Annotated in this window: 13 protein-coding genes; 6 read left to right on the top strand and 7 right to left on the bottom strand. The window is 48.4% G+C overall.

Annotated elements, in window-relative coordinates:
- The first annotated feature begins 120 nt into the window (after positions 1-120).
- A complete protein-coding gene (gene murB / locus DWX23_RS11070; protein ID WP_122374523.1) occupies positions 121-1,134 on the top strand; it encodes a UDP-N-acetylmuramate dehydrogenase in 1,014 nt (337 codons plus the stop codon).
- Positions 1,134-1,889: an MBL fold metallo-hydrolase gene (locus DWX23_RS11065; protein WP_122374522.1), complete on the top strand. Its 756-nt coding sequence runs from the start codon at positions 1,134-1,136 to the stop codon at positions 1,887-1,889. Before murB ends, DWX23_RS11065 begins: the two co-directional genes overlap by 1 nt.
- An 89-nt stretch (positions 1,890-1,978) precedes the next feature.
- On the opposite strand, the gene DWX23_RS11060 is transcribed toward DWX23_RS11065, so the two are convergent.
- From DWX23_RS11060 to gpmA, 7 genes are all read right to left on the bottom strand, one after another.
- Positions 1,979-2,866, bottom strand: a complete 888-nt coding sequence (locus tag DWX23_RS11060) for a hypothetical protein (RefSeq protein ID WP_122374521.1) — start codon at positions 2,864-2,866, stop codon at positions 1,979-1,981.
- A gap of 3 nt (positions 2,867-2,869) precedes the next feature.
- Positions 2,870-3,511, bottom strand: a complete 642-nt coding sequence (gene nth, locus DWX23_RS11055) for an endonuclease III (RefSeq protein WP_122354066.1) — start codon at positions 3,509-3,511, stop codon at positions 2,870-2,872.
- A gap of 4 nt (positions 3,512-3,515) precedes the next feature.
- Entirely contained in the window at positions 3,516-3,902 is a 387-nt protein-coding gene (crcB, locus tag DWX23_RS11050) for a fluoride efflux transporter CrcB (RefSeq protein WP_122354065.1), read from the bottom strand.
- Positions 3,903-3,977: 75 nt separating this feature from the next.
- Entirely contained in the window at positions 3,978-4,997 is a 1,020-nt protein-coding gene (gene pheS / locus DWX23_RS11045) for a phenylalanine--tRNA ligase subunit alpha (protein WP_122354064.1), read from the bottom strand.
- Positions 4,998-5,127: 130 nt separating this feature from the next.
- Entirely contained in the window at positions 5,128-6,009 is an 882-nt protein-coding gene (locus DWX23_RS11040; protein ID WP_122374520.1) for a DUF3078 domain-containing protein, read from the bottom strand.
- A 270-nt stretch (positions 6,010-6,279) separates the two neighbouring features.
- Positions 6,280-6,840 (bottom strand): RNA polymerase sigma-70 factor, encoded by a 561-nt coding sequence (locus tag DWX23_RS11035; protein ID WP_122354062.1) that lies wholly within the window; start codon positions 6,838-6,840, stop codon positions 6,280-6,282.
- A 107-nt stretch (positions 6,841-6,947) separates the two neighbouring features.
- A complete protein-coding gene (gene gpmA, locus DWX23_RS11030) occupies positions 6,948-7,700 on the bottom strand; it encodes a 2,3-diphosphoglycerate-dependent phosphoglycerate mutase (protein WP_122354061.1) in 753 nt (250 codons plus the stop codon).
- A 149-nt stretch (positions 7,701-7,849) separates the two neighbouring features.
- Between gpmA and DWX23_RS11025 the strand changes: the two genes are divergently transcribed.
- The 4 genes from DWX23_RS11025 (at position 7,850) to nikR (ending at position 14,689) form a co-directional block, all read left to right on the top strand.
- Positions 7,850-8,878: a FecR family protein gene (locus tag DWX23_RS11025; protein ID WP_122374519.1), complete on the top strand. Its 1,029-nt coding sequence runs from the start codon at positions 7,850-7,852 to the stop codon at positions 8,876-8,878.
- Between the two features lie 163 nt (positions 8,879-9,041).
- Positions 9,042-12,428, top strand: coding sequence for a TonB-dependent receptor (locus DWX23_RS11020; protein ID WP_370449276.1), 3,387 nt, complete (start codon positions 9,042-9,044; stop codon positions 12,426-12,428).
- A gap of 15 nt (positions 12,429-12,443) precedes the next feature.
- Complete coding sequence (locus tag DWX23_RS11015; protein ID WP_122374518.1) at positions 12,444-14,063, top strand: SusD/RagB family nutrient-binding outer membrane lipoprotein; 1,620 nt, start codon at positions 12,444-12,446, stop codon at positions 14,061-14,063.
- Between the two features lie 224 nt (positions 14,064-14,287).
- A complete protein-coding gene (gene nikR / locus DWX23_RS11010) occupies positions 14,288-14,689 on the top strand; it encodes a nickel-responsive transcriptional regulator NikR (protein ID WP_122354057.1) in 402 nt (133 codons plus the stop codon).
- Positions 14,690-14,746 lie beyond the last annotated feature (57 nt).

The following is a 14,746-nucleotide window of genomic DNA, read 5'->3' as shown; positions in this document are numbered from 1 at the left end:
CCGTGTGCTAATATGCCGGTCAGCCAATTATAAAGATATTTCTTAATTGGCCGATCGGCATATTGACCTATTGGCACATTATTACTACTTTTGTCCTGCAATAAATAATAAACAGATATTATGAGGATAGAAGAAAATTACTCCCTGGAGAAGCATAATACATTCCATCTGCCGGTGAAAACACGGTGGTTCATGGAATATACCGATGAAGAAGAATTAGGACGGATCTTACGGGACGAGTATTTTCAGGAGTGTTTGTCGCTGCATATCGGATGCGGAAGCAATCTGTTGTTTATAAATGACTTTAACGGTATCGTTCTGCACTCGGCCATCAAAGGCATCAGTGTGGAGAAGGAAACCGACGAACATATCTGGCTGCGCGTCGGAGCCGCCGAGAAGTGGGACGACGTTGTTGCGCATGCCGTTGCCAACGGGTGGGGAGGGATCGAGAACCTATCGCTAATCCCCGGCGAGGCAGGTGCCGCCGCTATCCAGAATATCGGAGCCTATGGGGCGGAGATAAAAGATGTGATAGAAAGTGTGGAAGCATACAACCAGCTGACTTTTGAAAAGCGGATTTTTACGAACGAGGAATGTCAGTACGGTTATCGTTCCAGCTTCTTCAAAAACGAACATAACGATCCGTACATTGTTACATATATACTGATACGGTTGGATAAGCGCCCTGCTTTTTCCATAAACTACGGTAACCTGAAGGAGGCGCTGGCCGGTTGTCCGGAGCTTACTCTGGATGCCGTTCGCCGGACGGTGATCGCGATCCGTGAGGAGAAGCTGCCTGATCCGGAGAAGCTGGGAAATGCAGGCAGTTTCTTTATGAACCCGGTCATTTCGGCCGCCCAGTTCGGAAAACTGAAGGAGCAATATCCTGCGATACCTTCTTATCCGGCAGGCGAGGGGAAAGTGAAAGTCCCTGCCGGCTGGCTGATCGAACAGTGCGGTTTCAAAGGAAAGTCGCATGGCCAGGTAGGGGTATATGAGAAGCAGGCGTTGGTCCTCGTCAATCTGGGAGAGGCCAGGGGGCACGAGATTGCTTTGGTGGCGGAAAGTATCCGTACCGCCGTAAAAGATCGTTTTGGCATCGAAATAATGCCTGAGGTTAAATATGTAGGATAATGAAAATTACATTTCTGGGAACGGGAACTTCGACCGGGGTTCCCGAAATAGGCTGCCAGTGTGAAGTATGTACAAGCAAAGACCCTCGCGACTGGCGTCTGCGCACATCGGTATTAGTAGAAACGGAGGGCAAACATATCTTGTTGGACTGCGGACCGGATTTCCGCTGGCAGATGATCCAAAGTAAAACGTATCAGCTGGATGCAGTCCTGATTTCACACGAACATTATGACCATGTCGGAGGGCTGGACGACCTGCGTCCCTTTACCCGTGACAAGAGTGTGGATATATACGCGGAGGAGAATGTGGCCGAAGCGATCCGTACCCGCATACCTTACGTCTTCCGCGAACATAAATATCCGGGTGTCCCCAAACTGGAACTTCACACTATAGACAATACACCTTTCGTAGCCGCCGGTTTGCCGGTCGTGCCGATCCGTGTGATGCACGGGCGCCTGCCTATCCTGGGTTACCGGATAGGGAATATGGCCTACCTGACGGATCTGAAGTCGCTGCCGGAGGAAGAGTTTGCCAAATTGCAGGGATTGGACGTGCTTATCCTGACCGCCCTCCGGAAAGGAGAGCATCCGGCACACGAGAGTCTGGAAGAGGCGCTGGCCATGATCGGACGTTTGCGTCCGAAGGAAGCCTACCTTATTCATATGAGTCACCGCATCGGTTTGCATGCCGAGGTAGAAAAAGAATTACCCCCGCATGTGCATTTTGCGTACGACGGACTGATGCTTTTCAGTTGACAGTTGACAAGTGACAGTTGACAGTTGGAAGAACAGTCTGGTGATTGTGAGTAATCCGTATCTGTCATCTGTCAACTGTCACCTGTCAACTAGAAAGTACATCCCGTATAAAAGAACTTTCCGTTCTCTTCGTAAATCTGGTTGGAGATATGGAGTTGTGGGAAACGCTGTTCCAGCCTGACCGCCAGTGTATCGGCTATCGTCCGGAAAAGCGTGTCGGCAGGTTCAAGATAAGACAGGCTGCTGAAATAACAGATATTCCCTTCACTCTCGAACAAATCCGCTGCCAGCCACCTGTCGCTGACCCTCCACTGCGTCGAATCGTTGCTCTTCACGTATAAGTCGAGCAATTTCGACTGTATCAGCAGGTTGACCGGGGCATTGTTGTCGAGCGTTTTGCGAAGCCTCATCTGTTCTTTCGACAGGTTGTTTTTCTGCTTCCTTTGTATGGCGGCCACTTCCTCCAGCAATTTCTTGCTGTAACTGGCCACCCAGACACCATTATATTCGTAATAGCCGAAGAACTTGTTTCCCGTATCCGGGCAATAGGTGAAAGTAATTCCCCCTCTTGCCTGTTGTTGGGGAGCGAACGACCTGAAAGCCTGTTTCAGCACATTCTCCTCGATTTGCCGCACGATGTTGTTGTCCGCTTTCGCATACATGACGACACCCTGCGGATGAAACGAGAGATGCAGCGAGGCGATCTCCGGATTCTTCCGTATGATGTTCAGGTATATATCCGGAATTTCGGAAGCGAACGCCTGATAAACAGGCTCTTTCGTCAGTATGACCTTGGCGAAGACGGCGGGGCGGTTGACGGCCAGTATGGCTTCCGGTGCCGGTGCGGTCAGGGTGTACAGGTCGGTTTGTGCCAGCTCCTTACTCTTCTTCATGTCACCGAAAAAGTAGCAGACTGCCGACAGGGTAGCGAGAGCAGTTAAAATGGTAATCACTATTTCCCGCCTGTATATTCTCATGCTTTATATTTTTGCCTTCAGGAAATACTTGCACCAGGGCTTCAGGCCGCAGGCTTCGCACTTGGGTTTTCGTGCCACGCAGACATATCGTCCGTGCAGGATCAGCCAGTGGTGGGCGATGGGTATCTGCCTTTCCGGTATGTTTTTCACCAGTTCCTTTTCCGTTTCGAGCGGCGTTTTGCTGTTGTTGGTCAGGCCGATGCGGTTGGCTACGCGGAAGACGTGTGTGTCTACCGCCATCGTCGGTTTGTTGTAGACCACCGATGCGATGACATTCGCCGTTTTGCGTCCTACGCCGGGCAGCTTCTGCAACTCGTCGATGTCGGACGGCACCACGCCTCCGAAATCAGAGATCAGCATCCGTGCCATGCCGACCAGATGTTTCGATTTGTTGTTGGGATACGAGACGCTGCGGATATATTCGAACACCACCTCCGGCGTGGATGCAGCCAGCACTTCGGCTGTAGGAAAATCCCTGAACAGGGCGGGGGTGATCATATTTACACGCTTGTCGGTACACTGGGCCGACAGGATCACGGCAATAAGCAGTTGGTACGGATCGTCGTAATGAAGCTCCGTCTCAGCAACCGGTACGTTTTCTTCGAACCAGTTCAATACACCTTTATATCGTTCTTCCTTTCTCATATTGTTATTTCAATAAAGATAAGACATTTTTTCCGAGTAACAAACCCAAAAATACCGCAATAAGTCCTAAGATATTGCTAGCCAGTATATTTAGAAATGCTAATTTATAATCGCCCGTTTTCATGAGCGACATTGTATCCAGTGCGAACGAAGAGAAAGTAGTAAATCCGCCGAAAAGTCCGGTGAACAGGAAAGCTCTTGTGTTGGCAGAGAAGTTGTAATTTTCGGCCAGGCTCCAGCAGAAGCCGATAAGGAAAGAGCCGATTACGTTAACGGAAAGTATCCCGAAGGGAAAGGAGTAAAGCAACGACCGCTGCACCCACATGGAAACCCAATAGCGTAGTGCCGATCCGATTGCTCCTCCTGTAATTAAAATCAAAACCTTTATCATCTTTCATCCTCCAGTGTGTTTTCCCCGGGCTGGTTAGAGGCCCGGGGATGATGGTACATGATTTAGGTTTTCAATTTAATTGGCTGATTCGAATTGTTTCAGGAAACGGACATCGTTTTCAGAGAACATTCGAAGGTCTTTAACTTGGTATTTCAGGTTGGTTATACGTTCGATACCCATTCCCAGAGCGTAGCCGGTATAGACTTTACTGTCGATACCGCAATTTTCGAGTACATTCGGGTCTACCATACCGCAGCCGAGGATCTCTACCCAACCGGTATGTTTACAGAAAGCACATCCTTTACCGCCGCAGAGGTTGCAGGAAATATCCATTTCCGCAGAAGGTTCCGTGAACGGGAAGTAGGAGGGGCGCAAACGTATTTTCGTTTCCGGACCGAACATTTCTTTTGCAAAGAAAAGCAATGCCTGTTTCAGGTCGGCGAATGAGACATTCTTATCGACGTAAAGCGCTTCCACCTGGTGGAAGAAGCAGTGAGCACGGTAAGAGATGGCCTCATTACGGTACACACGTCCCGGGCAGATGATACGGATGGGAGGTTCTTGATTCTCCATCACGCGGGTCTGTACCGACGAAGTGTGCGTACGCAGTAAAACGTCCGGGTTATGTTGTATGAAGAATGTGTCCTGCATATCACGCGCAGGATGATCTTCAGCGAAATTCAGGGAAGAAAACACGTGCCAGTCATCTTCGATCTCCGGTCCTTCAGCGATGCTGAATCCCAGGCGTCCGAAAATATCACAGATTTCTTTTTTAACGATCGAAAGGGGGTGGCGTGTACCGAGTTGCACCGGATAAGCGGTACGGGTCAGGTCGATGTCGTCGTTGCCTGTCTGTACGTTGTCAAAACCTTCTTTCAGTTCGTTGATCTTATTTTGAGTAGCTTCTTTCAGCTGGTTCAGAAACTGTCCCACTTCACGCTTCTGATCGGCCGCAACGTTGCGGAAATCGTTCATCAGGGAAGATATCTCACCTTTCTTGCTGAGATATTTGATACGTAAAGCTTCCAGTTCTTCGGCATTTGCAGCCTTCATATTCTCTACTTCCTGAAGCAGAGCTTTAATTTTATCGATCATTTCTAATCATATTTGTTTTCGACGTGCAAATTTACTCCTTTCTTTTGGATACTGCAACCGATTGCAGCAGGTTTTTTATTAAAAACGTGATTCTGCGGGTTGATTGCTATATTCTTGTTCCTTAATCCGGTCAGAAGTTATAGGCAAGTCCTACACCGAGTATCTCTTTGAACTGCACTTTCGCGCCGTGCTTCGTGCCGTTGTCGTCGAACGTTTTCACGTCGTTGTCATATTTCAGGGTGGTGTTGAGCGTGGCCGAGAGGAATTTGTTGATCTTCATGCTGATCAATACATCCCAGTTGACGTCGATATTCCCGAACTGGTCGTTGTACGGGGTGAAGAAGTCGGCCGTCGTGATCAGGCTCACGTTTTCCATCACCGGCATTTCGGCACGGGCTTTCAGGTAAGCGCCGCATTCGATCTTGAAACGGTCGCCCGGATCGACGCCGAATGCACCTATGTCGGAGAGGTAATCGTCTGCCACCCAGGTCATCTTCGCGGAGACGGGCGAGAGAAAGACCGAATAGTTACTCCTGGGGCGGTACTCCATACCCAGCGAAATGTTGGAGTAGGCCGGGGCAAAGAAGTTGGAGATGTAATGTTCCTTGTCCGGGTAATTGTAGCCTTTGGCGAACTGGGTGTTGAGATCGCCCATCAGGGTGTAGAACCAGACATTGTTGGTCGAATAGCCTAGCTGGGTCGAGATTCCGATCTTGTCGGTGCTCTTCCTGACACCCTGCGATTTGGTTTTCGCCAGACCGTAGTCGGCAACCAGGGTGGTCATCCATAGCCAGTTACCGCTTTTATGTGTCAGCGAGCCGTTCAGGTAAGCATTTCCGGCAACGGAGTTTTCGCCGCCTGCCGACCAGTTGGTCATGGCGGTCTGCGACAGGTTGAGGCCTGATACGCCTTTCAATACCCATTTTCCTTCTTCATATCCTTTATCGTCGGTCTGGGCATGAGTGATGCCGGCCAGCACGGCGAATACTATCATTAAGCATGTACGTTTCATATTCTGTTTTATTTTAGTTGTTTTATAAGGGGCGCCCTATTATTTAAACATGCTTGATTAATTTTTGTTCAGTAAAGGTTATAATTGAATAATAGGATACATGCTTTTTAATAAATGATCGGGTATATGCTCTCTGTAAAATAGGATGCATGCTCTTTCGGAAAAGGGTGCATGCTTTTCCGAAAAAGGGTGCGCCCTTTTTAGAAAAGGGATGCGTCCTTTTCCGGACGGGGGAAAAGTGCCTTGTTTGGGGCTGGTGAAGTTCGCCGGTCAGTTCAGCAACGCCATCAGCAGCGGCATGTAATCTTTGAGTTCCGTGCGCAGTATTTTCAGTGATTGGGAGATGCGGTAGGCGATGGTTTTGGGCGATACGCCGGTGCGTTCGGCTATCTCGTTGTAGGTAAGGTGGCCGAAGCGGTTCATCTCGAACGCCTTCCGGTATTCCTCCGGCAGCGCGTGGATTGCCTTGGCCGCCAGGGCGATCAGTTCGCTTTCCATGTAAAAGTCGGGATCTTCAAATTGCTCTTCAAACCGGGCATATAGCGCCTCGTGTACCCGTTGTTTGATCTGGTTGTGCGTGATGTTGTTGAGGCATTTATTTTTTACCATGGTGAACAGCAGCGATTTCAGGGACATTTCCGGGATCAGCGCAGAACGGTTTTCCCAAAGCCACATCATCACTTCCTGCACGATTTCTTCAGTTTCTGTTTCGGCCACATATTGGGATGCAAATGCGCATAGCCCCCTGTAATATTGTTTGTAGACCGTATCAAATACGCTTTCGTCGCCGGTTTTTAGTCTATTTAAGGTCTCTTCGTTGCTTGTAATCACTGATAGTTAATTTGATTGAATGCAAACTTAAACAAATATTTGGTGAATAAAGAATCAACGCCCGGAAAATTTCCAAAAAAATCCCGGGCGCGGACTGTGAAAAACAACTATTTCTTTTCTTTTTTTCCTTGGTTTGCAACGGCTTCCATCAATTTCTTGATCTCTTCCGGGTCACCCAGGAAATAATCTTTTACCAGGTTCAGGTTGTCATCGAATTCGAGTACGTAAGGAACGGCCGTAGGCAGGTTCAGATGCACGATATCCTCGTCCGGGATGTTGCGTACATATTTAATGATGCCCCTCAGACTGTTCCCGTGGGCCGTCACCAGGATCTGGTCGGCAGTTTCGAGCGACGGGAAAATCACGTCTTTCCAGTAAGGCAGGATGCGTTCGACGGTATCTTTCAGCGACTCCGTGCGCGGCAGCTCCTTGTCGGGTACATCTTTATAACGGATCTCGAAACGTGGGTTACGCGGATCGTCCTCATTCAGGGCATGTGGTGCCACATCGTAGCTTCTGCGCCAGATCAGCACCTGTTCGTCGCCATACTTCTCGGCCGTCTCGCTTTTGTTGAGGCCCTGCAGTGCGCCGTAATGCTTCTCGTTCAGGCGCCAGCTTTTTTCTACCGGAATCCAGTCCTGGTCCATCCGGTCGAGTACATTATTTAATGTCTTAACAGCACGCTTTAAATAAGATGTATAGGCTTTGTCGAAAACATACCCTTCTTTACGCAGCAAATCGCCCGCCTTGCGAGCTTCCTCAATACCTTTTTCGGTAAGATCGACGTCGGTCCATCCGGTAAACCGGTTCTCCTTGTTCCAGGCACTTTCGCCGTGGCGGAGCAAAACTATCTTTTTCATGTTCTTTTTTATTTATGATAACTGTCTGTATTTTAGATAACAAACGGGGATAGGAAAAAGATTTTGAATTTTTTCTTAAAAAAGTAACATTTTCGTTTAGTATATCCTTTTTCTGAATTGTATTAATAATAGAAACAGGAGAAACAGCGATGATAGTAGACGAATACATACTGATAAAATATATCGAAGGGACACTGCCCGACGACGAACGCGCCCAGGTTGACGACTGGGTGGCAGCCTCGCCGGAAAACGCAAAGTTGCTGGAGCAGGTTTATTTTACCTTGCAGGTGACAGACCGCGTACGGGTGATGGAGTCGGTCGATCCCGAAATGGCCCTGGTCCGTTTCAAATCGAAAGTACGTAAACAAAATAAGAAAGTTAGTTTACACCGTTCCCTACAGATGCTGCAAAGAGTTGCAGCCGTACTTTTTATCCCGGTGTTAGTTTTATCTGCATACCTTTTCATGCAGATTGGGCAAGAAGAGGTGCGCATGGTCGAAGTGCGCACCAATCCCGGGGTAGTTTCGACGTTTGACCTGCCGGACGGTTCGAAAGTTTGGTTGAACGCAGGAAGTTCATTGAAATATCCTAAAAATTTCTGGCCCGAATGCCGCCAGGTCGAACTGACCGGACAAGGGTATTTTGAGGTGGCGAAGAATCCGGAGAAACCTTTTATCGTGAAAGTCGATCCGTCTTATTCGGTGGAAGTGCTCGGAACCCGCTTCGACGTATCGGCCTACAAGGATGACGAGTTTGTCTCGACCACCCTCGTCGAAGGCTCGGTGCAGCTCAACATCGCGCAGGCAGGCGGCCACGTCACCCATCAGATCCTGAAACCCGACGAGCGGGCGGAGTTTACACGGGTGGGCGGTAAGTTGTACATCACTTCGGTCAACGCCGACAACAATACCGCCTGGCGCAACGGCGAGATCATCTTCAAAAATCAACCCATGTCGCGGGTACTCAAGGCGTTGACGCGCCATTATAACGTACGGTTCGATGTGAAAGACAAGGAAGTGCTCGAAGCCATCATCACCGCGAAGTTCAAAGAGGAACAGTTGCCGCAGGTGATGGAATATCTCAAACTGGCGTCGAACGTCAAGTTTAAGATCAGCAAACCGGCGATAACGGCCGACAATCGGCTGGAAATGTCAGTCATAGAAATATCAAAAGAGTAAAATAATAGTGTAGAACCTTTTTAAATCGAAATGCCTATGTGGAAGTAGAAAAAAAGTCCAAAAACATACGGAAAGATGTTGACGCATCTCCCCGCATGCAAAAGTCCAAGCTGTTGACGCAGCTATAGTTAACTTTATATTAAATAATAAGCATCACAAAATTATGAATAAAATTGTAACCTTAGAAATTATCGGGAAGAAAAGTTTTCATCTTTTCCGAAAAATACCATTAGTTATGAGATTGAGCGTTGTATTCTTTTTCCTTAGTCTTGGTATCGCAGTAGCGGGTAATACGTATGCACAGAATGCTACGCTCTCGCTGGATATGTCGAACAGCACGATAGCCAACGTGCTCGAAGCCGTTGAGAACCAAACGGATTTCTCTTTTATCTATGATGCCAGTATCGTGAACACCAGCCGTAAGGTGTCGGTGAAAGTGGACGAAAAAAACATTTTCGATGTCTTGAACAAGTTGTTCGGCGACTCCGATGTGGCCTACACGGTGGTAAACACCAAAATTATCCTCAACAAGAAAGAAGCGATCATGCAGCAGGCAGCCAAGACTGTCAAAGGAGTTGTTACGGATAAGTCCGGCGAACCGATCATCGGTGCGAACGTGCTGCAAAAAGGAACAACGAACGGGACGATAACCGATGTCGACGGCCAGTTTACATTGACCTTGCCCGATAATTCCATCATCGTTATCTCTTATATCGGATATAACCCGCAGGAAATCAAATATGCGGGACAAGCATCCCTGAAGGTGCTGCTGGAAGAAGATTCACAGAATATCGAAGAAGTGGTGGTGACTGCTTTGGGTATCAAGAAAAAAGAATCCTCCCTGACTTATTCGACCCAGCAGGTCGGCGGCGATGAGCTGACTCGTGCCAAAGACCCGAACATGATCAATGCCCTGGCAGGTAAGACCGCCGGTGTGCAGATCAACAAGAGTTCTTCCGGTTTAGGTGGATCTGCCAAAGTTTCTATCCGTGGTAACCGCTCGGTAAGCGGTAACAACCAGCCGTTATACGTTATCGACGGTGTGCCGATGCTGAACAGCAGCAACGAACAGGCAGTCAGCGCAATCGGTGGTACGGCGGACGCTGGTAACCGCGACGGTGGCGACGGTATTTCCAACCTTAACCCGGACGACATCGAGAGCATGAGCATTTTGAAAGGGGCCTCGGCTGCTGCCCTGTATGGCTCGCAAGCTGCCAACGGTGTCATCCTGATCACTACAAAGAAAGGAAAAGCGGGCGTGCAGAAAGTAACTTTCTCTTCCAACCTGACGGTGGATCATGCGATGAGTTTGCCCGAATTCCAGAACGAATATGGCATGGACAAGGAAACGAAGACGAGCTGGGGCGCGAAGGGGAATCTGGCTGATTATGATAATGCCGGCGACTTCTTCCAGAACGGGGTGACGGCCATCAACTCGCTGTCGCTTACGACCGGTAACGAAAAGATGCAGACTTACTTCTCCTATGCCAACACCAGTGCCAAGGGTATCGTGGAACATAACAAGATGCAGAAGCATAACCTGAACTTCCGTGAAACCGCCGGTTTCTTCGACGATTACCTGAAACTGGATGCTAACGTGAACCTGATGTCGCAAAGTATCAAGAACCGACCGGCTTCCGGTGGTTATTATATGAACCCGTTGGTGGGCCTTTACCGTTTCCCGCGTGGCGAGAACATCGGCGAGTACCGCACGAACTTTGAAACTTTCAACAACGACCGCAACCTGATGCAGCAAAACTGGTACACGGATGCCGAACGCGATATGGAACAGAATCCCTACTGGATCACCAACCGCATCCAAAGTAACGACAAACGTTCGCGCGCCATCGCTTCTTTGACTGCCAACGTGAAGGTGACAGATTGGTTGAGTCTGCAAGCTCGCGGAACAGTCGATTATACACACGATACATACAACCAGAAAATGTATGCCACCACCGCCCCGGCTATCGCCGGATCGAACGGCCGTTATATCGATCTGAATCATACGGAGACGCTCTATTATGGCGACGTTATGGCCATGTTTAATAAAAAGTGGGACGACTTTGCTTTGACAGGCGCCATCGGTGGTAGCATCAACAGCACGACCGTCAACTCGCTGAGGCTCGACTCGAAGACGGCTTCACTGTATTACCCCAACCAGTTCTCGGTAGCTAACATTATGATGTCTACGGCTTCTTACATCGACCAGCAGATCGACCAGAAACGTGTGATGCAGTCTATCTTCGCAACCGCCCAGCTGGGATGGAAAGAAAGTCTGTACCTGGACCTGACCGCCCGTAACGATTGGTCGTCGACCCTGGCTTATACGAAGCACAGCAGCTTCTTCTATCCCTCGGTAGGTCTGTCATGGATCATCAACAACTCGCTGACGATGCCGGAATGGATCAACTTCGGCAAGCTGAGAGGTTCGTGGAGTAAAGTAGGTAATGACCTGCCTCTTTTCATCAGCAACCCGATTGCCGGAAGCAACGACCTGATCGTCGCCGGTGGAGCTATCCAGACAAATTCAAAAGCTCCGTTCGATGAACTGAAACCTGAAATGAGTACTTCATGGGAAGTGGGTACGGAGTGGAAATTCTTCGACTACCGCCTGGACTTCGATTTCACTTACTATAAGACAAACACGAAGAACCAGTTGTTTACGTTGCCTTCTTCTGCCGGTGCAGCTTATAAATATTACTATGTGAATGCGGGTAACATCCAGAACCAGGGGATTGAAATCAGTTTGGGTATCACGCCGGTGATGACGGAAGATTTCCGCTGGAAGACTTCCTTTAACTTCTCGACGAACAAGAACAAAGTGATCGAGCTTCACCCTGACCTGAAGACATTTGTTTATGGCGACGAAGGTTTCTCTTCTTCTTACTCTATGCGCCTTGTAGAAGGGGGTGCACTGGGTGATATCTATGGTAAGGCGTTTGAACGCGACGAAGCGACAGGCCAAATTGTTTTCTCGAAGGATGATGATGGCGATTTGATCCCTAACGTGGTCGGTTCAGGCAACACGATCAAGGTTGGCAACAGCAACCCCGACTTTATGTTGGGCTGGGGAAATACCCTGACTTATAAAGGATTTAGCCTTTACTTCCTGATCGATGGCCGCTTTGGTGGCGATGTTTTGTCGCAGACACAGGCCGATATGGACCAGAAGGGTGTGAGCGTCGAATCAGCCGCAGCACGTAATGCCGGATTTGTAGACCTGGAAGGTACGCAAGTGAAACCGGATAAATTCTATACGGCTGTCAGCGGTCGTAACGGATGTACCGAATATTATATGTATAGTGCAACCAATATCCGCCTGCGCGAACTATCTTTAGGATATACGTTCCCGAAGAGATTGCTGGAGAAAACGAAGGTTTTCCAGGATGTACAGTTGTCATTTGTCGGTCGTAACTTATTCTTCTTCCACAAATCGGCTCCTTTCGATCCGGATGCAGTCCTTTCAACAGGCAACGACAACCAGGGTATCGATGTATTCGGTATGCCGACTACCAGAAGCTTAGGTTTCAATGTTAAATTTACATTCTAATAAAGACAGTATATTATGAAAAAGAATTATAAATATATAGCCGCAATTTTTCTGGGCGGATTGATCGGTTTTTCAGCTTGTACGGATGATTTTGAATCTTATAATACGAACCAGGCCGGTTTCCCGGACAAGTCGAAGGAGCAGGAGTTCAATAAATACGGGATTCCTCTGGGAGTTGTTCAGCAGGGCATTTACTTCAATTACGACTGGGGTGGTGGTAAAAACTGGCCTTTCCAGGTCATGCAGAACCTGAGTGCCGATATGTTTTCCGGTTATGTGCACGACTTCAACCCGTTTAACGAAGGCCGTGCGAACACAACCTACAACATGCAGGACGGATGGAACGGCTCGTTTTGGGAAAATACCTACGGGTATATCATGACGGAGATACAGAAATCCGAGGATCTGACAGAAAAGGATTATCCTTCTTTCTACGGGATCACCCAGATTCTGAAAGTGGAATTGATACATCGCGTCTCCGATTTGTACGGCCCTGTTGTCTATACACAGTTCGGATCGAAGACCGGTTCCATGCCGGATACGCAGGCTGTTGCCTATAAGGCTTTCTTTGAAGACCTCGATAACGGGATCGGTTTGATCCGCGCTTACATGGAAGCTCATCCGGATGTGGAGAACTTCGCGAAGTTCGATATCCTGATGCCGCAAGGCAAACGGACCTATTCCGAATGGATCAAGTTCGCTAACTCGCTGCGCCTCCGTCTGGCTGTCCGTATCGCTATGGCCGATCCTCAGCTGGCTGCCGCAGAAGCGAAAAAAGCATTCGCGGATGCAGGTGGTTTGCTGGAAGACGACAACGATATCGTGGCTGTTTCTACCGATGGCACCGGCTACAATAATCCGTTTGGTGAGATCAACAAAGGATGGGGCGAAGTATTCCTGAACGCGAACATGGAATCCTATATGGGAGGTTATGAAGATCCCCGCTTGCCGAAGTACTTCGATAAAGCGGCCGGTGGCGAAGGCACTGAGATCGTCCCGGTAAAGGGTACCTACAAAGGAATCCGCCAGGGTACAGGTTTCAAACATAAAAATTACAGCAAGCATTCAAAGAGTACCGTCGCACAGACAACCGATGCGGTCCTGATGACGGCAGCCGAAGTATGGTTCCTGCGTGCAGAAGCTGCTTTGAGAGGCTGGTCTTCTGAAAATCCGGGTTCTTGTTACGAAAATGGCGTCAAGGCTTCTTTTGCCCAGTGGGGTGCTAAAGAGGTGGCTACTTACCTGGAAAGTACGAAAACTCCGAAAGACTATCTGGATGCTTTCGATGCCTCTTTCAACGCAAAAGCGGTAGGTACCGTCACACCGGCATGGGATAATGCTGCAACGAATGAGGAGAAGCTGGAAAAAATCATCACCCAGAAATGGATCGCCTGCTTCCCGGAAGGTTGCGAAGCCTGGGCTGAACAGAGACGTACGGGTTATCCTAAGTTGTTCCCGGTTCTGGTGAACGACAGCCAGGGTACGATCGACTCGAAGCTGGGCCCGCGCAGGTTGAATTTCTTTGTCGGCATCAAAACAGCCAATCCTGATCAGTATGCTGCTTTAGTAACGGCTTTAGGTGGTGCAGACAATTGCGGAACCCCCCTGTGGTGGGACACCGGAAGAAACTTTTAAAGGATACAACGTTATTAGATTGATAACACAGAGTTATTAGATTATAGTTAGAGTATGAGGTAATGAGGACGGGAGTTGCAGGAATGTGACTCCCGTTTTTTGTGAAATCAGTAATACTGGTAATAATATCTGTAATTTATATTACATTATTTCTTTTTAGACAAATTATCTTTGTACCGGTAATAAAATAGTATATTTACCGCTCAAAATAAATGAAGCACTATATGTCGATAAAACGTTTTGGCGTCTCTTTGGAAGACAACCTGTTGGAATCGCTGGATCAGTATGTGGACGAGAATGGCTTTGCCAACCGCTCGCAGGCCATCCGCTTCCTGATAGAAAAGAACGTGGCTGAGAAGAAATGGCAATGCAATCACATCGTGGCCGGCACAATTATTATCATGTACGACCAGGAAAAGAAGGCTATTTCTGCAAAGATCGTAAGCATCCAGCAGGACTATCAGGATGCGATACTGTCTTCTTCCCAATATTATGTCAATCAGAATTTCTGCCTTCACATCGTTACTGTGATGGGAACCGCCCATCGCCTGACTGAATTGTCGGATAAACTGACTGCTATCAAGGGAATTAAACACGGCAAATTGGTGATGAGCCGGGCGGATTGAGTCTATTTTTTTTGCTCGAAAGGTAACACGATTTGATTGTTTTGTGTCACCGATAGG

The organism is Parabacteroides sp. AF18-52, from assembly GCF_003479145.1.
GTDB classification, from domain to species: domain Bacteria; phylum Bacteroidota; class Bacteroidia; order Bacteroidales; family Tannerellaceae; genus Parabacteroides; species Parabacteroides faecis.
This window is presented reverse-complemented; position numbering and strand designations above follow the sequence as displayed.

What these genes read in the sequence shown, in the direction of transcription:
- nikR (WP_122354057.1), top strand. Translation starts at nt 14,288, where the DNA reads ATGTCGATAAAACGTTTTGGCGTCTCTTTGGAAGACAACCTGTTGGAA.
- DWX23_RS11020 (WP_370449276.1), top strand. Translation starts at nt 9,042, where the DNA reads ATGAATAAAATTGTAACCTTAGAAATTATCGGGAAGAAAAGTTTTCAT.
- DWX23_RS11040 (WP_122374520.1), bottom strand. Translation starts at nt 6,009, where the DNA reads ATGAAACGTACATGCTTAATGATAGTATTCGCCGTGCTGGCCGGCATC.
- DWX23_RS11065 (WP_122374522.1), top strand. Translation starts at nt 1,134, where the DNA reads ATGAAAATTACATTTCTGGGAACGGGAACTTCGACCGGGGTTCCCGAA.
- crcB (WP_122354065.1), bottom strand. Translation starts at nt 3,902, where the DNA reads ATGATAAAGGTTTTGATTTTAATTACAGGAGGAGCAATCGGATCGGCA.
- DWX23_RS11015 (WP_122374518.1), top strand. Translation starts at nt 12,444, where the DNA reads ATGAAAAAGAATTATAAATATATAGCCGCAATTTTTCTGGGCGGATTG.
- gpmA (WP_122354061.1), bottom strand. Translation starts at nt 7,700, where the DNA reads ATGAAAAAGATAGTTTTGCTCCGCCACGGCGAAAGTGCCTGGAACAAG.
- pheS (WP_122354064.1), bottom strand. Translation starts at nt 4,997, where the DNA reads ATGATCGATAAAATTAAAGCTCTGCTTCAGGAAGTAGAGAATATGAAG.
- murB (WP_122374523.1), top strand. Translation starts at nt 121, where the DNA reads ATGAGGATAGAAGAAAATTACTCCCTGGAGAAGCATAATACATTCCAT.
- nth (WP_122354066.1), bottom strand. Translation starts at nt 3,511, where the DNA reads ATGAGAAAGGAAGAACGATATAAAGGTGTATTGAACTGGTTCGAAGAA.
- DWX23_RS11025 (WP_122374519.1), top strand. Translation starts at nt 7,850, where the DNA reads ATGATAGTAGACGAATACATACTGATAAAATATATCGAAGGGACACTG.
- DWX23_RS11060 (WP_122374521.1), bottom strand. Translation starts at nt 2,866, where the DNA reads ATGAGAATATACAGGCGGGAAATAGTGATTACCATTTTAACTGCTCTC.